This is a genomic window from Comamonas sp. 14P8.1.4, assembly GCF_057799285.1.
The window spans coordinates 47497-74168 of sequence record NZ_JBYOKN010000008.1 but is presented as its reverse complement, the minus strand read 5'-3'; the positions used below and the strand labels follow the sequence as shown (position 1 = coordinate 74168).

The 26672-nt window shown below is 62.2% G+C and carries 23 protein-coding genes; 12 read left to right on the top strand and 11 right to left on the bottom strand.

All coding sequences use genetic code 11. The annotated features are described in order from the left end of the window. The first annotated feature begins 71 nt into the window (after nt 1-71). Entirely contained in the window at nt 72-2261 is a 2190-nt protein-coding gene (locus tag AC27VO_RS12685) for a sensor domain-containing protein (protein WP_488667079.1), read from the top strand. Nucleotides 2262-2352: 91 nt separating this feature from the next. Here the strand turns inward: AC27VO_RS12685 and AC27VO_RS12680 are convergent, their stop codons facing one another. Next, the gene (locus AC27VO_RS12680; protein ID WP_488667078.1) at nt 2353-2814 is read right to left on the bottom strand and encodes a CBS domain-containing protein; all 462 of its coding nucleotides are present in this window, start codon (nt 2812-2814) and stop codon (nt 2353-2355) included. 330 nt (nt 2815-3144) lie between these two features. Between AC27VO_RS12680 and AC27VO_RS12675 the strand changes: the two genes are divergently transcribed. The 4 genes from AC27VO_RS12675 to AC27VO_RS12660 all read left to right on the top strand — a co-directional run bounded on the left by AC27VO_RS12675 (nt 3145) and on the right by AC27VO_RS12660 (nt 6191). After that, on the top strand, nt 3145-4443 hold the full coding sequence (locus tag AC27VO_RS12675) for an O-acetylhomoserine aminocarboxypropyltransferase (protein WP_488667077.1): 1299 nt from the start codon (nt 3145-3147) through the stop codon (nt 4441-4443). Then, nucleotides 4443-4865, top strand: a complete 423-nt coding sequence (locus tag AC27VO_RS12670) for a GNAT family acetyltransferase (RefSeq protein WP_488667076.1) — start codon at nt 4443-4445, stop codon at nt 4863-4865. The genes AC27VO_RS12675 and AC27VO_RS12670 overlap by 1 nt, the downstream gene beginning before the upstream one ends. Before the next feature lie 65 nt (nt 4866-4930). Next, on the top strand, nt 4931-5740 hold the full coding sequence (locus AC27VO_RS12665) for an alpha/beta fold hydrolase (protein ID WP_488667075.1): 810 nt from the start codon (nt 4931-4933) through the stop codon (nt 5738-5740). A gap of 121 nt (nt 5741-5861) precedes the next feature. After that, nucleotides 5862-6191, top strand: coding sequence for an Mpo1-like protein (locus AC27VO_RS12660; RefSeq protein WP_488667074.1), 330 nt, complete (start codon nt 5862-5864; stop codon nt 6189-6191). Between the two features lie 172 nt (nt 6192-6363). Here AC27VO_RS12660 and AC27VO_RS12655 read toward each other — a convergent pair whose 3' ends face one another. Further along, on the bottom strand, nt 6364-8202 hold the full coding sequence (locus tag AC27VO_RS12655; protein WP_488667073.1) for an AMP-dependent synthetase/ligase: 1839 nt from the start codon (nt 8200-8202) through the stop codon (nt 6364-6366). A gap of 297 nt (nt 8203-8499) precedes the next feature. After that, complete coding sequence (locus AC27VO_RS12650; RefSeq protein ID WP_488667072.1) at nt 8500-9798, bottom strand: YihY family inner membrane protein; 1299 nt, start codon at nt 9796-9798, stop codon at nt 8500-8502. 21 nt (nt 9799-9819) lie between these two features. Here AC27VO_RS12650 and AC27VO_RS12645 point away from each other — a divergent pair, with 21 nt between their 5' ends. After that, complete coding sequence (locus AC27VO_RS12645; protein ID WP_488667071.1) at nt 9820-10212, top strand: DUF2069 domain-containing protein; 393 nt, start codon at nt 9820-9822, stop codon at nt 10210-10212. Between the two features lie 19 nt (nt 10213-10231). Here AC27VO_RS12645 and AC27VO_RS12640 read toward each other — a convergent pair whose 3' ends face one another. Beyond that, a complete protein-coding gene (locus AC27VO_RS12640; protein ID WP_488667070.1) occupies nt 10232-11167 on the bottom strand; it encodes a LysR family transcriptional regulator in 936 nt (311 codons plus the stop codon). A gap of 180 nt (nt 11168-11347) precedes the next feature. Here AC27VO_RS12640 and AC27VO_RS12635 point away from each other — a divergent pair, with 180 nt between their 5' ends. Continuing rightward, the gene (locus AC27VO_RS12635; protein WP_488667069.1) at nt 11348-12772 is read left to right on the top strand and encodes an FAD-binding oxidoreductase; all 1425 of its coding nucleotides are present in this window, start codon (nt 11348-11350) and stop codon (nt 12770-12772) included. Between the two features lie 200 nt (nt 12773-12972). Here AC27VO_RS12635 and AC27VO_RS12630 read toward each other — a convergent pair whose 3' ends face one another. Beyond that, nucleotides 12973-13575: an Ivy family c-type lysozyme inhibitor gene (locus AC27VO_RS12630; RefSeq protein WP_488667068.1), complete on the bottom strand. Its 603-nt coding sequence runs from the start codon at nt 13573-13575 to the stop codon at nt 12973-12975. Between the two features lie 266 nt (nt 13576-13841). On the opposite strand from AC27VO_RS12630, the gene AC27VO_RS12625 reads away from it, so the two are divergent. From AC27VO_RS12625 to AC27VO_RS12615, 3 genes are all read left to right on the top strand, one after another. Further along, complete coding sequence (locus tag AC27VO_RS12625; RefSeq protein ID WP_488667067.1) at nt 13842-14663, top strand: thymidylate synthase; 822 nt, start codon at nt 13842-13844, stop codon at nt 14661-14663. A gap of 123 nt (nt 14664-14786) precedes the next feature. Beyond that, a complete protein-coding gene (locus AC27VO_RS12620; protein ID WP_488667066.1) occupies nt 14787-15278 on the top strand; it encodes a dihydrofolate reductase in 492 nt (163 codons plus the stop codon). Nucleotides 15279-15413: 135 nt separating this feature from the next. Continuing rightward, entirely contained in the window at nt 15414-16484 is a 1071-nt protein-coding gene (locus tag AC27VO_RS12615) for a metallophosphoesterase (RefSeq protein ID WP_488667065.1), read from the top strand. A 188-nt stretch (nt 16485-16672) separates the two neighbouring features. On the opposite strand, the gene AC27VO_RS12610 is transcribed toward AC27VO_RS12615, so the two are convergent. The 5 genes from AC27VO_RS12610 to AC27VO_RS12590 all read right to left on the bottom strand — a co-directional run bounded on the left by AC27VO_RS12610 (nt 16673) and on the right by AC27VO_RS12590 (nt 22930). Beyond that, on the bottom strand, nt 16673-18262 hold the full coding sequence (locus AC27VO_RS12610) for a methyl-accepting chemotaxis protein (RefSeq protein WP_488667064.1): 1590 nt from the start codon (nt 18260-18262) through the stop codon (nt 16673-16675). Between the two features lie 447 nt (nt 18263-18709). After that, nucleotides 18710-20299 carry a methyl-accepting chemotaxis protein gene (locus tag AC27VO_RS12605; RefSeq protein ID WP_488667063.1) on the bottom strand — a complete coding sequence of 530 codons (1590 nt, stop codon included), beginning with the start codon at nt 20297-20299 and terminating at the stop codon, nt 18710-18712. 626 nt (nt 20300-20925) lie between these two features. Beyond that, entirely contained in the window at nt 20926-22203 is a 1278-nt protein-coding gene (locus AC27VO_RS12600; protein WP_488667062.1) for an amidohydrolase family protein, read from the bottom strand. Between the two features lie 95 nt (nt 22204-22298). Then, a complete protein-coding gene (locus AC27VO_RS12595) occupies nt 22299-22742 on the bottom strand; it encodes a nitroreductase family protein (protein WP_488667061.1) in 444 nt (147 codons plus the stop codon). A gap of 23 nt (nt 22743-22765) precedes the next feature. Next, nucleotides 22766-22930, bottom strand: coding sequence for a nitroreductase family protein (locus tag AC27VO_RS12590; protein WP_488667060.1), 165 nt, complete (start codon nt 22928-22930; stop codon nt 22766-22768). Nucleotides 22931-23507: 577 nt separating this feature from the next. Between AC27VO_RS12590 and xth the strand changes: the two genes are divergently transcribed. Both xth and AC27VO_RS12580 read left to right on the top strand, forming a co-directional pair. Further along, on the top strand, nt 23508-24284 hold the full coding sequence (gene xth, locus AC27VO_RS12585) for an exodeoxyribonuclease III (protein WP_488667059.1): 777 nt from the start codon (nt 23508-23510) through the stop codon (nt 24282-24284). An 80-nt stretch (nt 24285-24364) separates the two neighbouring features. Then, the gene (locus AC27VO_RS12580) at nt 24365-25621 is read left to right on the top strand and encodes an MFS transporter (protein WP_488667058.1); all 1257 of its coding nucleotides are present in this window, start codon (nt 24365-24367) and stop codon (nt 25619-25621) included. Nucleotides 25622-25691: 70 nt separating this feature from the next. Here the strand turns inward: AC27VO_RS12580 and rarD are convergent, their stop codons facing one another. Beyond that, nucleotides 25692-26591, bottom strand: a complete 900-nt coding sequence (rarD, locus tag AC27VO_RS12575; RefSeq protein ID WP_488667057.1) for an EamA family transporter RarD — start codon at nt 26589-26591, stop codon at nt 25692-25694. Between the last annotated feature and the right edge of the window lie 81 nt (nt 26592-26672).

Below are 26672 nucleotides of genomic sequence, written 5' to 3'. Positions count from 1 at the left end.
GATACCCAAACACCTTGGCGAGGTTCTGACAGCTTGTTACCATTTGCGAAATTTTTCGAGAAAGCCGCTTGATGACACACTTGACACCGGCCCCTCACGCCCCGGACTGGTTGCAAGCGCTGCATAGCAGCGACAGTGCATGGATCATTACGAATGACGATTTGAATGTCACCCATGTCAATGAAGGATTCACACGCCTGCTGGGCTATACCCAGCAAGAGATACAAGGCAAACGCCCGCTGACCACCCTGCTGGCCACCTCCATGGAGCTGGCCCCGCACATCCGCGAGCAACTGGTGCTCAGCGGCACCTACAACGGCGAGCTGCAGCTGCGCCACCGCGACGGATCGCTGCTGTGGGTGGCCGCCACGGTCAACACCCTCAACCGCCTGCCCATGCCACTCGACCGCAACCAGGCCGAAGTGATTGTGTTCACCGACATCGGCTTCACCAAACGGTTTGAAGCACTGCAGCGCCAGATGCTGGAAGACGTGGTGCACGAAAAGCCGCTGGCAGAGCTGATGACCCGCATGTGCAAGGGCATTGAGCAGATCTGCCCCGACCTGCGCGTCAGCCTGCTGACCGTCGACAGCACCGGCGTGCTGCACGCCCTGGCCGCACCCAGCCTGCCGCAGCACATCAACGATTTTGTCGACGGCCTGCACATCGGCCCCGACGTGGGCAGCTGCGGCGTGGCCGCATTCAAGGGCCATGAGGTGCAGTGTGCAGACATCAGCACCGATCCCTGCTGGACCGACATGGCCGCACCGTTTCTGGCGGCCGGCTTGCGGGCCTGCTGGTCCTGCCCCATCAAAAACCACGAAGGGGTGGTGATCGGCACCTTCGCGCTGTACTTTGACCGGCCACGACTGCCCAACGAGCTGCACCGCCAGCTGGTGCAGGCCTGCCTGTACCTGAGCGCCATCGCCATGGAGCGCGATGCCAGCAAGCACCGCATCCGCCAGCTGGCCTACTACGACACCCTCACCCACTTGCCCAACCGCACCATGTTCAATGAGTGCGCACAGCAAGCGCTGCATGCCATCCGCGGCAAAAAAGGCTTGCTGTTCTTCCTGGACCTGGACCGCTTCAAACAGTGGAATGACAGCCTGGGTCACTCAGCGGGTGATGCCTTGCTGTGTGAGATTGCCCAGCGCCTGGGCAAGTGCACGCGCCCCGAAGACGTTGTGGGCCGTCTGTCCAGCGACGAATTTGCGGTGCTGATGCCTTTTTGCTCCGCAGACCAGATCCCCGAGCTGGCGCTGCGCATGCTCAACGCTATTGCCGAGCCCTTCTACATCAACGGTGTGATGACCACGCCCAACGCCTGCATTGGCGTCTGCACCTACCCCGAGGACGGATCCGACATCGAGACACTGCTGCGCCACGCAGACCAGGCCATGTATGCCGCCAAAAGCCAGGGTTGCCAGCTGTGGGAGCGCTACCAGCCCGAGATGGGCAAGGTCAGCCAGGAGCGCGCCGACATGGAGCGCGAGCTGCGCCAGGCACTGACCGATGGGGCATTGCAGCTGCATTTTCAGCCCCAAGTCTTCAGCCAGGCCCCCACCACGCTGTACGGCATGGAAGCGCTGTCGCGCTGGCAGCACCCGGAATGGGGCTGGGTGGCACCGCCGCGCTTTATTGCCATTGCCGAGGATGCTGGCCTGATTCACCAGCTCACCAGCTGGCTGGTGGATGCTGCCTGCGCGCAGCTGGCCGCATGGCGCGCACAGGGTCTGTCCATCCCGCACGTGGCCGTCAATCTGTCCACCAACAACCTGCACGACCCGACGTTTGCCCTGCAGGTGCTGACCACGCTGCGCCAGCATGGCCTGGACTGCAAAGACCTGATGCTGGAGATCACCGAAAGCGTGATGCTCGACAGCAGCCCTGCCACGCTGGACAACCTGACGGCGCTGCACCAGATGGGCATCCGCCTGTCCATGGATGACTTTGGCACGGGCTATTCCAGCCTTAGCTATTTGCACCGCCTGCCCATTTCGGAACTCAAGCTCGACAAGAGCTTTGTCCAGGACGTTGGCAGCAGCAGCGCGGCCAGTGCGCTGACGCGCTCGGTGCTCAATATCGCAACCAGCCTGGGCATGACGGTGGTCGCTGAAGGGGTGGAAACCCAGGAGCAGGCCCACTGGCTGCAGGCGCAAGGCTGCCCGGTGCTGCAAGGCTATTTGTTTGCCAAGCCCATGCCTGGCGCGCAGATTGCGCAGTGGCTGCAGCTGCAAGCCAGCGCCCAACCCGCTTAAGCCGCAGGCGGCATCGCACAGCAAAAAGGCTTCCCGAGGGAAGCCTTTTTTTCGCACCGTCAGCGTCTGGTGACACTAGCCGGTGGGCGTATCAGCCCTCTTGTGAAGCTCGGTTTTCCGACTCGGGCCAGTCACGGATATAGGCTTTGAGCAGCTTGTTCTCAAAATTCTGACTGTCGACCACGGCCTTGGCCACGTCATAGAGGCTCACCACGCCTGTCAGTGCGCGCTTGTCCATCACGGGCATATAGCGTGCGTGGTGGTCCAAGATCATGCGGCGCACTTCATCCAGCTCGGTCTCTGCCGTGCAGGTCAGCGGTGCGTCATCCATGACCGAGCGCACGCGCAGCGTGCCCAAAGTGCCACCATTCTTAGCAATCGCCTGAATGACCTCGCGGAAGGTCAGCATACCCACCACATCACCGTGCTCAACCACCACCAGCGAACCAATATCTTTGGCGGCCATCAACGTCACAGCATCAACCAGGGCATCGTCGGCTTGCGCCACGTACAAACTGTTGCCCTTCAGGAGCAGGATGTCGCTCACTTTCATCGGTGTATCTCCAAGAACCAGCCGCTGCAAACCCGCGCAGCAGCCGTTTGCACAATATAGCCCACATCACAAGGGCCCTCCCCTTTCTGGGCGACAGGGTGGCCATTTTGACGACAGCCGCACAAAACATAGCAGCTTGCGCGCATGCATTCATAGATGCAGAGTCAATTCGCATGCAAACCCAATCAAATAAAGCGCTACAAGCTCTTATTTGCAGAGCATTGCGCACTTTGCGCGTCACCCAGGGTGCTGACCACGGCGCACTTCTGTGCCAGCATGCGAGCTGATCACGCCCAACACCCCTAAAAATCAAAACCCTGGAGACAGCACATGCCCGGTTACTCAGACCCCGGCTTTGACACCCTGAGCCTGCACGCAGGCGCCCAGCCCGACCCGGCCACCGGCGCGCGCGCGGTGCCGATTCACCTGACGACCTCCTTCGTCTTCGAATCCAGCGATCACGCCGCCAGCCTGTTCAACCTGGAGCGTCCTGGTCACGTCTACAGCCGCATCTCCAACCCCACCAATGCGGTGCTGGAGCAGCGCGTCTCGGCGTTGGAAGGCGGCGTGGGCGCAATTGCCGTGGCCAGTGGCCAGGCGGCGCTGCACCTGAGCGTGGCCACGCTGATGGGCGCGGGCAGCCACATCGTCGCCAGCACGGCGCTATATGGCGGCAGCCAGAACCTGCTGCACTACACACTGGCGCGCTTTGGCATTGAGACCACGTTTGTGAAGCCCGGCGACATCGACGGCTGGCGCGCCGCCGTGCGCCCCAACACCAAGCTGTTCTTTGGCGAAACCGTGGGCAACCCCGGCTTGGACGTGCTGGACATCCCCACCGTCAGCCAGATCGCCCATGAAGCCGGCGTGCCGCTGCTGGTCGACTCCACACTCACCTCGCCCTGGCTGATGAAACCGCTGTCGCTGGGTGCGGACATCGTCTACCACTCGGCCACCAAGTTCCTCTCGGGCCACGGCACCGTGATCGGCGGCATCATCGTCGACGGCGGCAGCTTTGACTGGGAAAAATCGGGCAAATTCCCCGAGCTGACCCAGCCCTACGATGGCTTTCACAACATGGTGTTCAGCGAAGAGTCCACCACCGGCGCCTTCTTGCTGCGCGCCCGCCGCGAAGGCCTGCGTGACTTTGGCGCTTGCATGAGCCCGCACAGCGCCTGGCTGATTTTGCAAGGCATCGAGACGCTGCCGCTGCGCATGGAACGCCACATGAAAAACACCGAAAAAGTCGTTCAGTTCCTGGCCAGCCACCCGCTGGTCAGCCGCGTGGGCCACCCCATGCTGGAGTCGCATTCCTCGCACGCACTGGCCAAAAAGCTGCTGCCGCGCGGTGCCAGCTCGGTGTTCAGCTTTGACATTGCCGGCAACCGCAACCAAGGCAAGAAGTTCATCGAAACACTGAAGGTCTTCAGCCATCTGGCCAATGTGGGCGACTGCCGCAGCCTGGTGATCCACCCGGCCAGCACCACCCACTTCCGCATGAGCGACGAAGCGCTGGCTTCCGCCGGCATCGGCCAAGGCACGATCCGCCTGTCCATCGGCCTGGAAGACGCCGACGACCTGATCGACGACCTCAAGCGCGCGCTGAAGGCGGCCGAGAAAGCGGCGTAATGGAAATCCGCGCCTTTGCCGCTTCCGACACCGACGCTGTGGTGCAACTGTGGAGCGACTGCGGGTTGATACGCCCGTGGAACGATCCGCACCAAGACATTGCGCGCAAGTGCAGTGTTTCGCCCGAGCTGTTTTGGGTCGGCCACGACGAGGGCGGCGCCATCATCGCCACCATCATGGTGGGCTATGACGGGCATCGCGGCTGGATCAACTACCTGGCCGTTCACCCCGCACACCAACGCCAAGGCCATGCGCATCAGCTGATGCAGCAAGCCGAGCAGGCGTTGACCGCGCTGGGCTGCCCCAAGCTCAACTTGCAAGTGCGCGCGGGCAACGAGGCCGTGATCGCTTTTTACGAAAGCCTCGGCTATGCCACAGACCACACCGTCAGTCTGGGAAAGCGCCTGATTCCTGATCGGTGAATCGGCACGCCCACCATACCCAGTCAAAACAACCTCTAGCGCTGATACATATTGCGGAGACAGCTATGTTTTTAGAAGTTAACAACGCCTCCATCTATGCTTACACCGGCGGCAAGGCCTTCGACGCTGCCAAGCCCACGGCCATCTTTATCCACGGTGTGCTGTGCGACCACAGCGTCTGGGCACTGCAAAGCCGCTATGTGGCCAACCACGGCTGGAACGTGCTGGCCATTGACCTGCCCGGCCACTGCAAAAGCGGCGGCAAGGCGCCCGCCAGCGTGGAGGAAGCAGCAGCCTTTATCAGCCAACTGATGGACGCGGCAGGTGTGCAAAAAGCCGCCCTGGTCGGTCACAGCTGGGGCAGCCTGATTGCCATGGAAGCCGCGGCCAAGCTGCAAGACCGCATCAGCCACCTAGTGCTGGTGGGCACGGCATCGCCCATGAAGGTAGCACCTGCGCTGCTGGAATCGGCACTGAACACGCCCGAGAAGGCCATTGCCATGGTCAACACCTTCTCCCGCGCCACGCTGTCGCCGCCCAATGGCGCCGGCAGCTGGGTGTTTGGCGCCGGCATGGCCCTGGGCCGCCGCGTGCTGGCCAGCAACCCCGATGTAAACCTGCTGCACGCAGGCTTTGTGGCCTGCGACAGCTACGCCGGTGGCGAAGCCGCCATGGCCTCCATCACCGCCCCCGTGTTGTTTGTGCTGGGCGAGCAAGACCAGATGACGCCACCCAAGGCCGCCAAGGGCCTGATCGACGCCGCCAAGGCCGCCGGCAAGCAGGTGAAGGTGCAGATGATTCCGAATGGCCACAACCAGATGACGGAGTCACCCGACGCCACACTGTTTGCAGTGCGCGATTTCCTGCACGCTTAAGCGCCACCACAGTCACACGCCCGCCCTGCACCGCAGGGCTTTTTTATTGCACTGCAGCGGGACAGCGCCACAGCTTGTCTCTATAAGTGGGGGCGAAAAGCCCATCACCACGGAGGCCGCCATGTCCACCAGCACCCCTGCCGTCAACGCCAAAGCGTTCACCAGCTTTGCCGAGTTTTACCCCTTCTACCTGAGCGAGCACAGCAACCGCACCTGCCGCCGTCTGCACTTTGTCGGCAGCACGCTAGGCCTGATCTGCTTGGCACTGGCCATTTACCTGCGCCAACCGTGGTGGGTGCTGCTGGGCTTGTTCTTGGGCTATGCATGCGCATGGATCGGCCACTTTGGTTTTGAACACAACCGACCTGCCAGCTTCAAGCGCCCGCTCTACAGCTTTATGGGCGACTGGAAGATGTACGCAGACATCTGGGCGGGCCGCATTCCGCTGTAACGCAGCCTCAAGTTTGGTGCGCGCAGACCGAAAACCTGGGTATCCGGTTTCGCACCAAGTCTAGGTGGAGCCCGCCAGCCCCGGCCGCGCAAGCGCCGGGGCTTCGTTTTGTGCAGGCAGCCGCAAAAACGGGCCCGAAGGCCCGTTGTTCCATCCCGCTGAGCGCCCAGCGTCAGACCGCACGGCGGCTGCCATACAGGCCGTCCACCTCCTGGGCGTAGTGCTCCAGAATTTGCTTGCGTTTGACCTTCATGGTAGGGGTCAGCAGCTGGTTTTCCACACTCCAGGGCTCGGTGGTCAGCAACAGCGCACGCGGCTGCGCATAGCTGGGGAAATCGGTGCTCAAGGCTTGCAGGCGCTTGAGGATGGTTTGCACCACCGCCGGTTGGCGTAAGGTCTGCGGATCGTTCGCATCCCAGCCGTTTTCCGCGGCAAACAGGGCCCAGTTTTCGGCGTTGAGCACGGCAATGGCACTAATGTAAGGGCGGTGATCTCCCAAGGCCATGATCTGCTCGATCAAGGGGTCTCCCAGCAGCGACAGCTCCAGGTCGGCCGGAGAGATCTTCTCGCCCGTGGAAGTCACGATGATTTCCTTGAGGCGCCCCATCAGCCGAATACGCCCCTTGACCAGTTCCGCCTGATCACCGGTGCGCAACCAGCCGTCCGCCGTAAAGGCCGCGGCGGTTTCTTCAGGGCGCTTCCAGTAGCCCTTCATCACAATCGGGCCACGCACCTGCAGCTCACGCTGCTCCCCAATGCGCACTTCCACGCAAGGCAAAGGCTCACCGACGGTGGCCGGGTCGTTGCTGTCGAGCGTCACCACCGAAATCACTGGCGTGGTTTCGGTCATGCCATAGCCTTGCAGCAGGGGCACATCCAGCGCCAGAAAGTCTTTGGCCGTGTTGTGCGGAATGGCGGCGCCGCCGGTGATGGCCATGCGCACATGGCCGCCAAACAGCTGGGCAATCTGCGCGGTAAGCGCGGCATGCGCAGCAGGCTTGGGTGCGCCAATCAGTGCCGCGTTGTGCTTGTGCAGATCGGTAATGTTCTGGCGGGCGCAGAAGTTGGCCCAGCCCCATTCCACAGCGTCGTGGAAAGCCTGGCGCTCGGCTTCAGGGCCTGCCAGCACTTTTTCCAGCACCTTGGCATGGGCGCGTTCGTAGATGCGCGGCACGCACACCAGGATGGTGGGCTGCTCTGTCTGCATGTCTTGCATCAGCAGGGCGGCCGAGCGCGCATAGGCGGTACATGCACCACAGGCAATCGACAGGTAATAGCCCACGGTGCGCTCAAAGGTGTGCGACAGCGGCAGGAACGACAGAAAGCGGTCGTGCTCATTGGGCTGCAGGCGTTCGACAAACGCGTTCACATCGGCCAGCACATTGGCATGGGTGAGCATTACGCCCTTGGGCTTGCCCGTGGTGCCGGAGGTGTAGACGATGGCCGCCACATCGGAGGCCACAGGCAGCGCAGGCGCAGGGGCCTGTGCCTGCGCCTCTCCCTGCTGCAGCCAATCGGCCAGCGCCACCACGCGGGGCTGGCCCTCAACGTGCGCCACAGGCTCAGCCAGCTCGGCCACCACCACGGTGTGCAAGCTGGCCATGGGGTATTCGGTGGCGCGCAGGCGCTCCCACTGGCTCAGCGAAGCCAGCACCAGCAGGCTGATTTCAGCATTGTCAAAAATGTAGGCAATGCTGGCCGGATTGTCGGTGGTGTGCACAGGCACCGAGATGGCACCCACCTGCAGACCGGCTTGGTCCATGCACATAGCGTTGGTGCTGTTGGGCAGCCAGATACCGACACGGTCGGCGTGCTGCACGCCGCTGTGCTGCAGCGCGCAGCGAAAGCGCGTGACGGCAACGCCTGCGGCCTGCCAGCTCCACTGCGACCAGGGCATGTCTTTGCCGGCAAATTCACGGTAAGCGGGCAAGGCGGGGGTTGCCGCCACACGCGCGTTCAGCATGTGGGCCAAGGTAGGTTGCTGCCAAGGCAGTGAGACAGATGCGCTCATAAGCAATCACAAAAAGAAATGCACCAGCGCACAGCCTAGGGCCATGCACTGACAATGCGTGTAGGTAGATATGAAGTTTGTCCGAAAGCCGGACCTGTGGCAGGTCGCAGCGGACCCTCTGCGGGCGCAGCCCAATACGGGCCATCGGCATCACCAGCGTCGGGGAGCCATGGTTGGCACAGCGCCTGCGTAATGCGTGTCTGTGCGGGCCACGACTCTTCGCTTCAATTAAAGAAGCACTCAGCGCTTATCCAGCAAGGATTAACACCTTAAAACGCTATTATTTTAACGTGAGTGCTACGCATCCGCTGGGGGCTGGCTTGGTGAATCCCCTGCTGCGGCGCTGGCAATGGGCGGCAGTGCCTGGCGCAGCAAGGTGGTTTCCCAGCCCGCGCTGTGCCACAGGGACTGTGTGCTGGGCGTGTGCGTGAGCAGCATGTGCTCGATCAGTGGCGACAGCAGCGTGTGATCGGGGTCGGCCAGCAGCACGTAGCGCGGCTCGCCCTCTTCGAGGTAGGCCGTGCCCGCGTCCGGCATGGCACCCACCCAGCGGATGGCGGTCAGCGCGCTGAGCGCGGGCTCCAGCTGCAATCGATCCACCTGCAGCCGCTTGGCCAGCGCCATCGCGGGCAAACCGCGCTGCGCCTGCGACCGCAGTGGATCCAGCACGGCCACGGTCTCCAACGCCAGCTCCAGCTTCCAGCCTGGCTGGCGCAAACCACGGCTGGTGCCTGCCAGCAAGCTGGGCATATAGGCAGCCACCACGGCACCCAGCAAGAAAATCACCCAGCAGGTGTAAATCCAGATCAGCAAAATCGGCAGCGTGGCAAACGTGCCGTAGATGGCCGAGTACGTGGGCACGGTCGACAAATACAGGCCCAGCACCGTCTTGGCCAGCCCCATGCCCGCCGCCACAAACAGCCCCCCAGCCCACGCGTGGCGCCATTTCACCGGGGTGTTGGGCACAAAGTGGTAGAGCGCCGCCATCGCCGCCGACAGCAGCAAGAACTCCAAAGAGTTGAAGGCCATCTGCACACCCTCAGGCAGCACCGCCACCAGCCCGCGCGAGGCCGACAGCACATACGAGGTGGTCGCAATGCTTAGACCCATCAGCAAGGGGCCAAATGTGATCACGCCCCAGTAGATCAGCAGGCGCTGGCCCAGCGGGCGCATGCGCTGCACGCGCCAGATGTGGTTGAGCGTTTTGTCCATGGTCAGGATCAGGCTCACCACCGTCAGCAGCAAAAAGGCCAGGCCGACAATCCCGAGCTGGCTGGCCTTGCTGGCAAATTGCATCAGGTAGTCCATCACCTGCTCGGCAATCTCGCCGGGGATCAGGCTGTCCACCAGCCAGCGCTGCAGCGTCTCTTGCAGGCGACCAAAACTGGGAAAGGCGGTGAACACCGACAGCAGCACCGTAAAGAACGGCACCAGCGCCAGCAGCGTGGTGAAGGTGAGGCTGCTCGCCGTCAACCCCAGCTGGTCTTCACTGAAACGGGTTTTGAGCGTGTGCAAGGTATTGCGCCAGGGAAACGCCTTGAGCGTCTCACGCAACTGGCGCGCGCGCTGACGCGCACGGTGAAAAGTCAGTGGCATGGGCCGTATGATGCCATCCCAATGAATTTCTCCAACAACAACCTTCCGGGCAGCGACGTGGCTGCCACACGCTGGCTGGCCGTAGGCAGCCTGCTGGGCCTGATTGTTTTGAGCGTGGCCTGGGAGCTGTGGCTGGCGCCGCTGCGCCCTGGCGGCTCCTGGATGGTGCTCAAGGCTTTGCCGCTGTGCCTGCCGCTGATTGGCTTGCTCAAGCATCGCATGTACACCTACCGCTGGGTCAGCCTGGTGGTGTGGCTGTACTTCACCGAAGGGGTAGTGCGCGCCTGGAGCGACCCCGCGCCCAGCAGCTGGCTGGCGCTGATTGAAATTGCGCTGTGCCTGCTGCTGTTTGTGGCCTGCACCCTGCACGTGCGCCTGCGCCAGAAAGCCGCCAAGGCCGCCGCCCAGGCCTGAGGCCCAGGCCTGAGGCCCATCACCCCAGCGCCATGCCCGGTTGCTGCGCCAGCGTCTGCACCTGGGCGGCCACGGCATCGCACAGCAGCTGCGCCGCCGGCGACAGCGCACGGCGCGGGCGCTGAATCAGCAAGGTGCTGCGCACGATCTGCGGCGTCTGCAGCACGCGAAAACCCAGCGTACCGCGTGCCGGGTGCTGCGCCGTCAGCGCAGGAATCAGGCTGACCCCCAGACCCAGTCGCACCGCATCGAACAGCAGCGCAGGGTTGGACACACGCAGCGGTGTCTGCAGCACATTGGCCGGCATACCCGGTGCGGCCGCCAGCAACTGGCTGATGGCCGTGTCCGTGGTCAGACCGACAAACGGCAGGTGCGCCAAATCGGCTGCCTGCAGCTGCGGGGCATGCAGCAAAGGCTCATCGGCCCGGGCCACCAGGCCCATGGCATCGCTGACCAGCGGCTGGGTCACCAGCTCGCTGCCCACGGGGTGGGCGGCACCCACGCCAAAATCCACCAGCCCATCGCGCACGCGCTGGGCAATGCCTTCGGCACTGTCTTCTATCAAATCGACCTCAATACCGGGGTGCGCGGCGCGCAACTGCGGCAGGGCGGGCAGCAGCAGCACCGTCAGCACCGAAGGGGCTGCGGCTATGCGCACCTTGCCGCGCCGGTGCGCCGCCAGGTCGCCCAACTGCTGAATGCCCTGCTCCAGCGTGTCGAAGGCCTGGCGCACATCCTGCAAAAACGCCTGGCCTGCACTGGTCAGCCCCACGGTGCGCGTGGTGCGGTCAAACAGGCGCATGCCCAGCGCCTCCTCCAGCTGGCGGATGGACTCGGACAGCGCTGACTGCGTGATGCACAACGCACGTGCCGCCGGGGCAAAAGCGCCCTGGCGCGCCACTTCGTCAAAGGCGCGCAATTGGCGCAGGCTGAGATTATTCGGAAAAACTGGCATAACTGAGTAATTTATTTCAATTGTTGCACCACCCGCAATCCCCTAGGCTTACACCCTTGCTGGCGGCTTGGCGCCCGGCCCGACTCCAGCCCCGCTGGGCGGGCTTAGGATGGCGCCTGTTTCCCGCTTGCTTTCCCTGTGACTTTTCTCTGTGCGCCTGCGTGCGCCAATTGGCCTCCCATGACTGTTTCTGCTTTGCTCGATACCTTGCGCCACACCGTGGGCGCTGCCCATGTCCTTACCGAAGGGGACCTGAGCGCCTATGAACAAGATTGGCGCAAGCGCGTACACGGCAAGTCGCTGGCCGTGGTGCGCCCAGGCAGGACCGCCGAGGTGGCCTCCGTGGTCAAGGCCTGCGCGGCAGCGGGCGTGACCATCGTGCCCCAGGGCGGCAACACCGGCCTGTCGGTCGGCTCCACCCCCGACAACTCGGGCCAGCAGGTGGTGCTGAACCTGCAGCGCATGCAGGCCATCCGCAAGCTGGACGCCGACAACCTGACGGTGACGGTGGAAGCCGGTACCGTGCTGCAAACCCTGCAAGAGGCGGCGGACCAAGCCGGTTTTCTGTTCCCCCTGTCACTGGCCGCCGAAGGCAGTTGCACGATTGGTGGCAATTTGGGCACCAACGCAGGCGGGACGCAGGTGGTGCGCTATGGAAATACGCGCGAGCTGTGCCTGGGGCTGGAAGTGGTGACCCCCCAGGGAGAGATCTGGGACGGCCTGAGCGGCCTGCGCAAGGACAACACCGGCTACGACCTGCGTGACCTGTTCATCGGCAGTGAAGGCACGCTGGGCATCATCACCGCCGCCACCATGAAGCTCTTTCCCCAACCTGCAGCGCAACTGACGGCCTTTGCCGCTGTGCCCAGCATGGAAGCGGCTGTTCGCCTGCTGGGCTTGGCGCACCAGCAACTGGCGGCTGGCTTGACCGGGTTTGAGGTGATGGGCCAGTTTGCGCTGTCGCTGGTGGTCAAGCACATGCCCCAGCTGCGCGTGCCATTTTCCGACATGGCCGAAGCCCCTTACTGCGTGCTGCTGGAAAACTCCGACAGCGAATCAGAAGCCCATGCCCGCGCCCGCTTTGAGCATTTGCTGGAGCTGGCGCTCGAAGACGGCTGCGTGCTGGATGCGGTGGTGGCCGAGAGCATGGCGCAGGCGCACGAGCTGTGGCACATCCGCGAGAGCATTCCCCTGGCACAGGCCGAAGAAGGCCTGAACATCAAGCACGACATTTCCATCCAGGCCTCGCGCATTCCCGCCTTTGTCGAGCATGCCGACGCCGTGCTGCGCCGCGAAATTCCCGGGGTGCGCCTGGTCAACTTCGGCCATCTGGGCGACGGCAATCTGCACTACAACGTGCAGGTGCCCGAAGGGGAAGACGGCAAGACGTTTTTGCGTGAGAAGGAAGACCTGGTCAACACCCTGGTCTACGACGCAGTGGCGGCGTTTGGCGGCTCGTTCTCTGCCGAACACGGCGTAGGCGCGCTCAAGGCTGACAAGCTGGAGCACTACAAATCCCCCGTGGCGCTGGGCATGATGCGCGCCATCAAGCAGGCGCTGGACCCGCAAGGCACGATGAACCCCGGCTGCGTGCTGAAGGTCTGAGCGCACCTGAAGTACATCCGCGCACGTCCGAATACCTCGACGTCATTCGAGCTGCGCTTCGGTACCCTTTAGCACTCACCACCCAACAAAAACGCCACGAAACATCGTGGCGTTTTTGTTGGGGATGAGCAGCATGGCCGGACGGTGTGCACCAAGCGAGCGCGTCATCGCCACCTCGCCTGGCCTGCTGGCCCACATGCTCAGCCCTTGGGCTGGTGCATCTGGTTGCGCTGCATGGTTTGCACATCCTTGGGCCAGGGCACCTGTGCCTGGGCTGGGTCCACCCGCTCCAGCACCTGGCCGGCGTGCAGCATCCACACCCGCACCGCGTTCTGCGCCGCATCCACCACCACGGCAGCCGCTTCGGTGCCGCCCTCGTGCGGGTGGTTGCCGGTAATGAACCAGCGCCCGGCATCTTCAGTCAGCGGGCTGACGGTGCGCAAGTTGCTCAGCAGCGTGGCGTAGTCCTTGCCCAGCATCTGCTTGAGGCGGTCAGCCAGCACGCCCTGCTCCAGAAAACTCACATTGCTGTCACTGGGGTAGCTGCCCACATAGGCGCTCAGCGCTTGCAGCGATCCTGCCGCGCCTGGCGCAGGCTGTGCGGCGCTTTGTGCCACCAATGCAGCATCGCCTTCCAGGCCCTGCACGGCACCGGTGGTGGCCTCCGGCTGTTTGGCGTCCGGCGCTGCAGCCGGTGTCTGCGCGGCCTTGGGCGTGGGCGGGGTGGGCTCGCAAGCGGCCAGCACGCCCACCAAAGTCATCAAACACACGGTGTGCCAAGGGCTGAGCATGAATCTTTTCATCGTTGTCCTCCTCGCGGTAACGCAATGAAAACCATAGCTACAAGCGCTGACCTGACAAGCGCTTTCAACGGTTTTTATTCAAACTTGATGACCGTATTGTGAAAACAAAGCGCCAGAGTGTCTGTCCGCCAACGCCGCATATGCCCACTCAACCCCGTGGCCGGGGTCGCCATGGCGCTCATGGCACAATGCCCCATCGGCCGCCCGCGCCGCCGCAAGCTCAGCTTGCTTCGTGCAGGGCGGTTTTGTTTTTTAAGAGATTCCGCATGACATCCTCCACAGACCGCCCAGTTCGTTCGCAGTACGAAGACTTTATGCGCCATGTGTACGAGCAGGGTGTGAGCAAAGGTGACCGCACGGGCACCGGCACGCGCAGCGTGTTTGGCCACCAGATGCGTTTTGACCTGTCCGAAGGTTTTCCGCTGGTGACCACCAAGAAGGTGCACCTCAAATCCATCATCAATGAGCTGCTGTGGTTCCTGCGTGGCGACAGCAATGTGCAGTGGCTGCAAGAGCGCGGCTGCACCATTTGGGACGAGTGGGCACGTGAAGACGGCAGCCTTGGCCCCGTATATGGCGTGCAATGGCGCAGCTGGCCCAAGGCCGATGGCACACACATCGACCAGATTGCCGAAGTCGTCAAAACCCTGAAAAACAACCCCGACAGCCGCCGCATCATCGTGAGCGCCTGGAACGTGGCCGATCTGGACCAGATGGCGCTGATGCCTTGCCACGCCTTCTTCCAGTTCTACGTGGCCAACGGTAAGTTGAGCTGCCAGCTGTACCAGCGCAGCGCCGATATCTTCCTGGGTGTGCCATTCAACATTGCCAGCTACGCGCTGCTGACCCACATGCTGGCGCAGCAGTGCGATCTGGAAGTGGGCGACTTCATCTGGACCGGTGGCGACTGCCACATCTACAACAACCACTTTGAGCAGGTTGAGACCCAGCTGGCGCGCCAGCCGTTGGCTTACCCCACCCTCAACATCAAGCGCAAGCCTGACTCCATCTTCGACTACGAGTTTGAAGACTTTGAAGTGCTGGGCTACGAACACCACCCGGCCATCAAAGCCCAGGTGGCGGTTTAAAACTATCCAAACAAGAGCTGCTTGCGCACGTCTTTCCTAGACTTCAGATAGAAAACCATCCAAAGTCTGTAAATATCCAGCGCTGGCAGCTCTCTTTTTAGATACAGACAAAGAGTTGCGCCCATGGCCATCCACCTGATTTACGCGCGCGCCGCCAATGGCGTGATTGGCTTGAACAACACCATGCCCTGGCACCTGCCCGAGGATTTGGCCCACTTCAAGCAGCTGACCAGCGGCAACCCCGTGGTCATGGGCCGCAAGACCTGGGACTCGCTGCCCGAGCGCTTTCGCCCCCTGCCCGGGCGCACCAACATCGTCGTCACGCGCAACACCGACTGGAGCGCCGAAGGCGTGGTGCGCGCCAGCAGCCTGGAAGAAGCCTTGCACGCCGGTGCGCACCACGGCGACACCGTCTGGGTGATGGGCGGGGCCCAGATTTACGCCCAAGCCCTACCGCTGGCCGACGTGGTGGAAGTCACCATCATTCACCAGGACTTTGCTGGCGATGCCCACGCCCCCGTGCTGGATGCACAGTGGCGCGAAACCGCCCGCCAAGACCACGTCAGCGCCAAGGGCCTGCCGTTTAGCTTTGTGCGTTACGAGCGCCAACGTTAAAACCGAACACCGCCTGCACCAAACACGTCACAGGGTCAGGGGGACGCCGGGTTGACGTTTTTGCTGCATTGCAACAATATGGAACGCCAGTGCACAATTTGCCAGGCGTTTTTTTGATGGAAAGCCACTGCCGCCATGAGCCTGATTCAGCCCCTGCCCCCTGGCCCGCTCGACATCGTGGGAGACATCCACGGTGAACTGCATGCCCTGCAGGCTTTGCTGCGCCATCTGGGCTATGACGAAACCGGGCGCCATCCACAGTCGCGCACCCTGGTGTTTGTGGGTGACTTTGTCGACCGTGGCCCCGACAGCCCCGGCGTGGTCAAACTGGTGCAAAGCCTGGTCGAAGGTGGCAACGCCTGCGCGATTGCGGGCAACCATGAAATCAATCTGCTGCGCCATGACGCCAAGGACGGCGCCGGCTGGTTCTTTGACGAGCGCGTGGCCAGCGACACCGCCAACTACACCCACTTTGCGCGTGCCACCAACACCCTGCAGCGCGCGCGCATTGAAACGTTTTTGAACAGCCTGCCGCTGGGGCTGGAGCGCGAGGACCTGCGCATCATCCACGCCGCTTGGCACGCCCCGGACATTGCCAAGGCCCGTGCCATGGCCCTGGGCAGCGCCCGCACCGAATACGACCGGGGTGAGCAGCATGCCGCTGAGGTGGCGGCCGCGCTGCGCATTGCCGACCACATGGCCGAAGAAAAAGCCATCTGGCCGCACAGCCTGGAAGATGGGCAGCGCTGCCCCCCCTTCCTCAAAGCGCATTGCGACAATGAGCTGAACAAGGCGCTGATCAACCCCCTCAAAGTGCTGACCTGCGGGCTGGAGCGCCAGACGCCCGAGCCCTTTTTTGCCGGCAACAAATGGCGCTTTGTCGAGCGCATGCCCTGGTGGAACACCTATGGCGATACCCCCCCCGTGGTGGTGGGCCACTACTGGCGCTCCACCTTGCCTGCGCAAACCACGCACGAAGGGCTGTTCCGCCACACCCCCCCCTATGCCTGGCACGGCCAGCACGGCAATGTGTTTTGCGTGGACTACTCCGTGGGCGCCCGCGCCCAGGCTCGCACCTTTGACCGCCCGCACGCCCACATGAAACTAGCCGCCCTGCGCTGGCCCGAGCGCACCCTGGTCTTTGACGATGGCAGCACCCATGCCACCACTGGCTACCGCCAAGAGCGTCTGGCCCCGGTAGCCTGACGGCCGCTCACCCTGGCAGGGGTGAAAAAAAGCCACCTCATGGGTATGAGGTGGCTATCAATAACAAGCGTTCGGGTAAACCCCACCCGACGCCTCAAATATACACAGTTTTCAGTATTTACTGAAATTAAATAAATTCATATTCGGCGACTGGGGCCCTCGCGCCCCAGCAGGGTTTCACCAAAGCCTTAGCGCAGACGCAAGCTGGCGGCGATGACCCCCTGGCCTTCCCCTTGCTTGAGGCGGAAGACGCTGACCATCTGCGACAGATCACCGGTTTGCTGCTGCATGGACTGGGCCGCTGCGGTCGACTCTTCCACCAGCGCCGCATTCTGCTGGGTGACCATGTCCATCTCGGCCACGGCGCGGTTGATCTGCTCGATACCGCTGGTCTGCTCCAGGCTGGCCGCCGTGATCTCGCCCATGATGTCTGTCACGCGCTGCACGCTGCTGACAATCTCGTCCATGGTGCGCCCAGCCTGGCTGACCTGCTCGCTGCCTTCTTCGACCTTGTCGACCGAGGCGTTGATCAGCAGCTTGATTTCCTTGGCCGCTTCCGCACTGCGACCGGCCAGCGAACGCACTTCCGAAGCCACCACCGCAAAGCCACGGCCTTGTTCGCCAGCACGGGCCGCTTCCACGGCGGCGTTCAGCGCCAGGATGTTGGTCTGGAAGGCGATGCCGTCGATCACGCCAATGATGTCGGCGATTTTCTTGGACGAGGTGCTGATGGCGCTCATGGTCTCCACGACCTGGGCCACCACACGGCCACCCTTGACGGCCACGTCCGAGGCGGACAGGGCCAGCTGGTTGGCCTGGCTGGCGTTGTCAGCGTTTTGCTTGACGGTGGAGGTCAGCTGCTCCATCGACGCAGCGGTCTGCTGCAAGGCGCTGGCCTGCTCTTCGGTGCGCGAGGACAGGTCGTGGTTGCCCGAGGCAATTTCACTGGAAGCGGTGGCAATGTTGTCGGTGCCCTGGCGCACCTGGCCCACCAGCTTGCCCAAGCTGGCATTCATGTCGTGCAGCGCCTGCAGCAGCTGGCCGGTTTCATCGGTGCCGCTGACGGTGATCTGGGTGCTCAAGTCGCCATCGGCCACACGGCGGGCCACGGCCACGGCGTTGCGCAGCGGGGCCGTAATACCCACCGTCAGGCGCCAGGCGCACAGCGCACCCAGGGCTACGGCCAGCACCGCCAAAATCACAAAATACGTCTGGCTCGTGCTTTCAATCGCAGCCACTTCAGCGGCTTTGGCATCCAGGCTGCTGCGCTGCATCTGCAGCAGCTCACCCAGCAGCTTCAGATAGCCTTGGGCAGCGGGCACAAAGTTTTTGACCAGCATGGTTTCCGCTTCATCCGACAGACCATCGGCCTTGAGCTGGCTGACCTTGTCACGGCTGGCTATGTAGGTCTTACGCACCTCCATGATCTTGTCGAAGGTCTCACGCTCGGCCGGTTGCGAAATCAGGGGTTCAATCTGCTTGAGCACATCGGCCGTGCTCTTGGCCGTGGCTGCTGCTTCTGCCGCCAGGAAAGGCACCAGGCTCGCATCGCTGCTCTTGGCAATCGCTGTGGTGCGCGCCACAGCCACGCTGACATTGCTGTTCCAGTCGCTGATCAGTCGCTCCTTGGACAGGGGCTCCTGCATCATGTGCTTCGTGGCCAGCCCCACCGAATGCAGCTGCCACATGCCGATGGCCGTGATCACGACGGCAAACGCCAGCACAATGGCGAACCCCAGCCCCAGGCGGGTACCAATGTTCAGGTTGGAAAATTTCATCGCTTCAATCCAAAAAAGGTGCGCACAACCTCAGTGCGTCATACCGCGCTTGGCAGTGACTGCGGGCTAAACAAAGGGGGAGGTTGGCAGGCCGTGCGGCGCTTACCGCAAAAGTAACAAAACGTTTTGCCGATTATCAATGAATCGGCTTTGGCCTGCAGATGTTGGCGTTGCCTCACTCCGCCAGCGATGCAGGTGCTGCGGCACTGGCACCTGCTTTGAATACCGCAATCGCATCAAAATAAATAGCTAATTGCACACAACTGGTGCGTGCCAGCCCACAAAAAGACTGTGATTATTATTAGGATCGATAAAGACCATTACCAACCCGATTGAGGCCCCAAATGCCCCCTTCGGAGCCAACCGCTCGCACCAAAGTCGGGGTTGTAAACAGGGTTAAACCCAAGGGCTGGCGCCCTCGCGCCCCAGCAGGTTTTCACCAAAGCCTTAGCGCAGACGCAAGCTGGCGGCGATGGCACCCTGGCCCTCACCTTGCTTGAGACGGAAGACGCTGACCATCTGCGACAGATCACCGGTTTGCTGCTGCATGGACTGGGCCGCCGCAGTCGACTCTTCCACCAGCGCCGCATTCTGCTGGGTGACCATGTCCATCTCGGCCACGGCGCGGTTGATCTGCTCGATACCGCTGGTCTGCTCCAGGCTGGCCGCCGTGATCTCGCCCATGATGTCTGTCACGCGCTGCACGCTGCTGACAATCTCGTCCATGGTGCGCCCAGCCTGGCTGACCTGCTCGCTGCCTTCTTCGACCTTGTCGACCGAGGCGTTGATCAGCAGCTTGATTTCCTTGGCCGCTTCCGCACTGCGACCGGCCAGCGAACGCACTTCCGAAGCCACCACCGCAAAGCCACGGCCTTGTTCGCCAGCACGGGCCGCTTCCACGGCGGCGTTCAGCGCCAGGATGTTGGTCTGGAAGGCGATGCCGTCGATCACGCCAATGATGTCGGCGATTTTCTTGGACGAGGTGCTGATGGCGCTCATGGTCTCCACGACCTGGGCCACCACACGGCCACCCTTGACGGCCACGTCCGAGGGGGACAGGGCCAGCTGGTTGGCCTGGCTGGCGTTGTCAGCGTTTTGCTTGACGGTGGAGGTCAGCTGCTCCATCGACGCAGCGGTCTGCTGCAAGGCGCTGGCCTGCTCTTCGGTGCGCGAGGACAGGTCGTGGTTGCCCGAGGCAATTTCACTGGAAGCGGTGGCAATGTTGTCGGTGCCCTGGCGCACCTGGCCCACCAGCTTGCCCAAGCTGGCATTCATGTCGTGCAGCGCCTGCAGCAGCTGGCCGGTTTCATCGGTGCCGCTGACGGTGATCTGGGTGCTCAAGTCGCCATCGGCCACACGGCGGGCCACGGCCACGGCGTTGCGCAGCGGGGCCGTAATACCCACCGTCAAGCGCCAGGCGCACAGCGCACCCAGGGCTACGGCCAGCACCGCCAAAATCACAAAATACGTCTGGCTCGTGCTTTCAATCGCTTTCACGTCGGCCGCATTGGCATCGAGATTGCTGCGCTGCAGATTAAGCAGCTGGTCGAGCTGCTGCAGATAGGCCTGTGCCACCGGCGTGTAATCGCTCGCCAGAGCGGCTTCGGCCTCTGTGGCCAGCCCATCGGCTTTGAGTTGCCCCACCTTGTCACGTGCGGCCAGATAGCCCTTGCGGATCTCCAAAATTTTGTCGAGGATAGCGCGCTCTTGCGGCATGGAGATGCGCTTTTCAAAGCTGGTGAGCAGCTCCACCGAGTTCTTGGAAGAAGCGGCAGCCTCGGCGGCGAAGAAAGGCACCAGGCTGGCATCCGTGCTTTTCGCAATGGCGGTGGTGCGCGTCACCCCCACCGTGACGAACTTGTTCCAGTCGCTGATCAGGCGCTCCTTGGTCAGGGAATCCTCCAGCATCTGCTGCGTAGACTGGCTGACCGCATGCATCTGCCACATGCCAATCACCGTGATCACCACGGCAAACCCCAGCACCATGGCAAAGCCCATGCCCAGCCGGGCGCCAATATTCAACTTGGAAAAATTCATTGTCTCGACCCATTGTTTTAATAGCCACCTACCCGCACGCGCTGCCATGACTGCAGTGCTGCGCCGGGCCGTTGAAAGCGACAGAAGGTACGCCGGCCACGGAGTAAGTAACAGAAAGTAAGGGTAATTATCGAGAGATCGCGACCTTTTATCACCTGTTGAACCGCTCCACCATCCGATCTCACAGATAGCTTGACGTTCCAGAAAATCTATGAAACGCCATATATTTCAATGATGTAAGCGCAAACAAACGCCAAAATCTGTCACTTGCCAGCGGTGTAACTGTGCCTGATCTGCCACAGTTTTCAGCAGCCAGACGATGCCCGATGCATACCGCCACTGCCCAGCCACCAAGAGAAGTACAAAGCCAACGACGGGCTGTCGCCTGCAGCCTCAGCATCCAACGGTGTGCCCCTGCGCCAGCACCGCGCTTTACGGGGACCACATGCCCATCTCAACCACGGCAGCGCCCCACCACTGCGCAGTGTTCATCTCGCCCCAGCTCTTGCAGCGCTCAAGCCGCGTTGCCACACGCCACGGCGCAATGCAAAAAGGCCTGGCTCCTTCACGGGGCCAAGCCTTTATTGTTTCGATGAATTGTTACGGTGAATGAGGGCTTCACTCTGTCATGGCGCTCGTCGATCCACCGCCACCTTCCCATCCTTGATGAGCAGCTGCACACGGGTCAGTGCGTTCAAATCTTGCAGCGGATTGCCGTCCACCATGATCAAGTCGGCCAGTTGCCCTGGCTCCAGCGTCCCGAGATCTTTTCGCCCTAACAGCCCACGCGCGGCATCGCGGGTTGCAGACAGCAAGATGCTACGGTTGTCGATGCCCACACCCGACATCACGCGGATGACTGTGGGCACGACGTCTTCAGGCGGCAGGCCTGGCATGTCAGAGGCAAAGATAGGCATCGCGCCCGCCTTCAGCATGACTTTGACATTGGTCAGCAGCGTGTTGTACTCCTCCAGATCTTTCGGGGTACCGTAGCCTTCTGCCAAATAGCGCTGAAAGAACCCCAAAGTGATCGCCAGCGGCAATTGACGCTCTCCCACAATCGAGAGCAGCTTGCCATCCACATCGCGCGTGACAGTCGGCGGGTGCACAAACCCGTCCACACCTGCTTTGACCATCGCAGCCGCATCTTTCGCATTGGCATTGTGCGAAACAATGCGCAAGCCATGGCGATGGGCTTCGTCCACCATGCTTTTGAATGTCTCGGCATTGAATTGAGGCTGGTTGGTCACGGCATCAAACACCGCCACATCCGCACCATCTTTGACCAGTTGCTGAATCGCTGCACGGGCTTTGTCTGGCGTATCGTTGAACAGCGCAATGTGCTCGTCACACCATTTTTTGGCAGCAGGCTGCTCTGACGCACACGCGTAATGTTCCCCTTTGTTCACCAAAATAGGCCCCCCCACAAACAGCCGGGGCCCTGCAATTTGGCCACTGGCGAGTTGGGCCCGCAGGTCGTAGATGTAGGGCCAAAAGTCGATGGGCGAGAACAGCGAGGTGATGCCGTGCGACAGGTGGCCTTGGAGGCGAGCAGGCATCTTGTCGCGCAGGTAGGCACGGGCTTCTGCATCACTACCGGCAGGGTTGCCACTGTTGCCGGAGTAGTAGTCGAACATCAAATGAAAGTGCCCGTTGATCAGGCCAGGCATGACCGTTTTGCCCGCAGCATCGATGACCACTGGGGCTGTGGCTTGCGATGGCCCTTGCTCCACACGCAGTACGCGCCCTTTTTCGATGGTGATGCTGGCGTTGCGCAACATGTCACGTCCGGTCCCATCAAACACGGTGGCGTTGGTGATCAGAATATCTGCGGCCTGCGCAGGCAGTGCGCAACCCAAAGCCAGAGCAAGCACCGGGCCAAAACGACGGATAGAGAGATGCATAAGAGATGTATTCCAAGTTGTGCAGGGCTGCTGCAAAAGTGCGGGTCACGCACAGGCTCCATCTGCCCACCTTAGCCACGGTGAGCAAGGAGGGATCAGTTCATTTCAATGACAAATTCACTGCGAGGAATTCGCACCTTCTGCAGCGTCACCAGACAATCGTTTTCGGCCGAACGACGCCCCAACGCCAGCAGCGCCACAGACTTCAACCCGAGCTTGTCCAGCTCCAGCAGCTTATCAATGCCCTCGTTGTCAAAGCCTTCCATGGGCGTGGCATCGACCTTGAGCAAAGCCGCTGCAGCAATGGCCATCCCCATACCGATGAAGGCCTGCTTGGCCGAGTGGTGGTATTGCTGCTCCTTCGTGAAGCCTGCAAACAGATTTTTGAGGTTTTGCACCACATCCATGGTCACATCCACGGGCTGGTTGCGGATCGCACGGCCAAACGCATCGCGCGCTTCAATGCGCGCGTCGTCCATTTGGTCCCACGAAGCGAAGGCCAGCAAGTGGGAAGACTCGATGATTTGCGGCTGATTCAATGCAACCGGGGAAATCGCCTTTTTCAACGCCGGGTTGCTGATGGCGATGATGTGAAAGGCTGCAGGCCCGCAGAAGTGGGCGCCAAGCGCGCAGCCTCCAAAGCCTGATCGACCAGTGCCTGATCTATCTTTTCACCCGTCATGCGCTTGGTTGCATAGCGCCAGTTCAATGCATTCAGAAGTTCCATGGGGCTCCATAGCGTGAGAAATAGACAAAATCGGTGCAACCAACGTAACGTGCATGGGGCGTACCGACCAAAAAATGAGGTCTAAAGCCACCTTCGATGCGAGAAGCTTTTGCGGCCTGTCTCGCCGCACGTTGCTGTTTCTGTCTTTGCTTCCCATCGTGATCGCCTTTAACACTGCGCTACGTCCCCTTGATCAGCTTGGCGATTTAGTCCGACAGCGTGGCAATAGCAGCGAAAAGGCTCCGGCCGCGTGACGGCTTGCGCGCCCCCACAACACGGACCTGGGATTCGGCGGCGTAAGCTATCCGCCCAACAAGTCATGCACCTGGTTAATGGCCTGGCGTTGTTGTCTGGCTTGTCCTTGCGACATGTGGTTGATCCGCTGGCGTTGTGTTGCCATGAGCCACAGCGTTGATTCACGGCGATGGTTTGGGAGAACTCACCGCACGATGGCTTTATGCAGCAACTCAAAGGCACAATCCATGGATTGCTGCATCAATGCCCTCTTGCGTAGCCCGCTGTGCAGCGGCCATACGAACTTCCCAAGCAGTACATTGATTTAAAAAAATTTCAAACCATGCAAATTGCCACCTGGAACATCAACTCCCTGAACGTACGCCTGCCCCAGCTGCTGGATTGGTTGCAAGCCAACCCTGTCGATGCGGTGGGGCTGCAGGAACTCAAGCTCACGGATGACAAGTTCCCGTTCATGGAGCTGGAAGCTGCTGGCTACCAAGCGGTATGCCACGGCCAGAAGACCTACAACGGCGTGGCGATTGTGAGCCGCCACCCCATGCGCGACGTGGTGCGCAACATTCCTGGCCTGGACGATGAGCAGGCCCGCGTGATTGCCGCCACCCTGGACACCCCGCTGGGCGCTGTGCGCCTGATCAACTGCTACTTTGTGAATGGTCAGGCACCGGACTCCGACAAGTTTGTCTACAAGCTGCGCTGGCTGGCGGCCCTGGAAGCCTTTGTGAAGGCCGAGGTGGCGCAGCACCCGCAGCTGGTGCTGGTGGGCGACTTCAATGTGGCCCCCGAAGACCGCGACTCGTTCGACCCCGAAGGGCTGCGCGGCACCATCCACCACACCCCCGAAGAGCGCGCGCATTTCCAGGCGCTGCTGGACTTGGGCCTGACCGATGCTTTCCGCATGTTTGAGCAGCCCGACAAGAGCTTCTCCTGGTGGGACTACCGCATGCTGGGCTTCCAGAAAAACCGGGGCCTGCGCATTGACCACATTCTGGTCAGCGACGCCCTCAAGGCCCAAACCACCGCCTGCGTGGTCGACCGCGCACCGCGCAAGAACAAACAGCCCAGCGATCACGCCCCCGTGGTGGTCACACTGGCCTGATCCTGCCCCCTACTGCAGCCGCTGCCCCAGCGGCTTTTTTGCGCGCCTCGCACGGTGCGCACGTTTTTTGGTGATCTGTTGTGCCCAGCCTCTCGCCCTTTCGCAACGCGGCCTTGCGCCAGCCCGGTTTCCTCTCGTTTCTCAGCGCCCGCATGTTCGGGGTCTTTGCCCAGCAAATGCAGGCCGTGGTGGTGGCCTGGCAGGTCTATGAGATCACACGCGACCCCATCTCTTTGGCCTATGTGGGGCTGGCGCAGTTTCTGCCCATGCTGTTGCTGCTGATTCCCGCCGGCGATCTGGCCGACCGCATCAGCCGCAAACGCATGCTGGGTGCCAGCTGGAGTGTGGCCGCGGTCTGTGCGGCGCTGCTGTGGTGGCTGAGCTCGCTGGGTGAGCACGGTGTGGGCGGTATTTATGCCGTGCTGGTGCTGTTTGGCTGCAGCCGCGCCTTCACCGGCCCGGCCATGCAAAGCCTGCTGCCGCAAATCGTGCCCCGCGAATACCTGGCCCAGGCCCTGGCCACCAACAGCATGCTGATCCGCATGGCCACCATTGTCTCCCCCATTCTGGGTGGAGTGCTGTTTGGCCTAGGCGGGGGCGAGCTGACCTACGCCGTCTGTGCGCTGGCGCTGGGCCTGTCCGTGCTGCTGCTGTGGCGTGTGCCGATCAAATACGCCGCGCCGCGCCAGGTGCTGGAAGGCACGATGTGGCAGCGCGCAGCCGATGGTTTCCGCTTCATCCGCAGCCGCCCGATTGTGCTGGGCACCATCTCACTGGACTTGTTTGCCGTGCTGCTGGGCGGCGTGGTGGCACTGCTGCCCATCTATGCCAAAGAGGTGCTGCATACCGGCCCTGAAGGGCTGGGCCTGCTGCGCTCGTCCATGGCCGGGGGCGAAGTGCTGATGGGGCTGTGGCTCAGCGCTCGCCCCATCCAGCGCCACGTGGGCAAGGTGATGTTTGCGGCCGTGGCCGTGTTTGGCCTGGCCAACCTGGTGTTTGCGCTGTCGCACTGGTTCTGGCTGTCCATGACCATGCTGGCGCTGGCCGGAGCAGCTGACATGGTGAGCGTGTACATCCGCTCGGCACTGGTGCAGTTCTCCACGCCCGACACGCTGCGCGGGCGCGTGAACGCGGTGAACATGCTGTTCATCAGCTCTAGCAACGAGCTGGGCGAGTTCCGTGCCGGCGCCATGGCTGCGGCACTGGGCGGCGTGCCGGCCGCCATCGTCGGCAGCCTGTGCACGCTGGGCGTGGTGGGTACCTGGACGCAGCTGTTCAAACCGCTGCGCGATGTGGACCGGCTGGAAGATGCCAGCCGCTCCACGCCAACGCCTTAAAAAGCAGAGCTGCAAGCGCTGGTTCTGCCTGGTTTTGAAGGTGTTTTCATCCTCATCGCATTGAAAGATCTCAGGCAGCCACCGCTGCCGGGCGGCGCAGCTGCAGCGCCCCTTCCAGCGCCAGCACGGCCACGGCCGCACCGATCAGGGCATACATGGGCTCCTGCCCCGGCTGCACGCGCTCGCCCATGAGCAAGGCGGCCAGCACCAGCAGCATGGGCTCCACATACGACAGCAGGCCAAACAGGCCCAGCGGCAACAGGCGGCTGGCCATCATATACAGCGCCAGCGCCACCGCGCTGATCACACCCAGCAGCGGCACCATCCAGTTCAGCACCTCGGTGCTCCACACAGCCTGCCAACCGGTCATGCCCGCCGATGCATCACCCAGCGCCAGCCAGGCGCACACGGGCAGCATCAGCAGCACATCCAGCCAGTGCCCTGCCAGGCTGTTGGTGTGCAGCATGCGGCGCAGCACAAAGTACGCGGGGTAGCCAATCACCACCACCCAGGTCGACCAGGCCAGGCCACCGGCATGCCAGATTTCCCAGGCCATGCCGCAGGCGGCCAGGGCCGTGGCCACGGTTTGCCAGGTGGTCAAGCGCTCTTGAAACACCAACCGCCCCGCCAGCACCATGGCCAGCGGCAACACAAAGTAGCCCAGCGACACCGGCAGCGCATGGCCGTGCAGCGGCGCCCACATGAACAGCCACAGCTGCACCCCGGCCAGTGCCGAAGACAGCAGCAGCGCCAGCGCAAAGGGCCAGTTCCGGCCCACACGCTGCAGCAGCGCCCACACCGCCGCGCCCTGCCCGCTGTAGAGCAGCCAGGCCGTGGTGAACGGAATCGTCATCAACATGCGCCAGCCGAAGATTTGCTCTCCGGTCAACGGCTGCAGCAACGGTGCCAGGTAGTAAATCGCCCCAAAAATGCACGATGCCACCACCGATGCCACAACGCCCTGAAACATGCCCCACCCAACTTTCTTGCTTAGTCCTGCAGGGCGCACCCGCAGTGCCACGCCCCCACGGTGCCCATGCACCAAACCGGG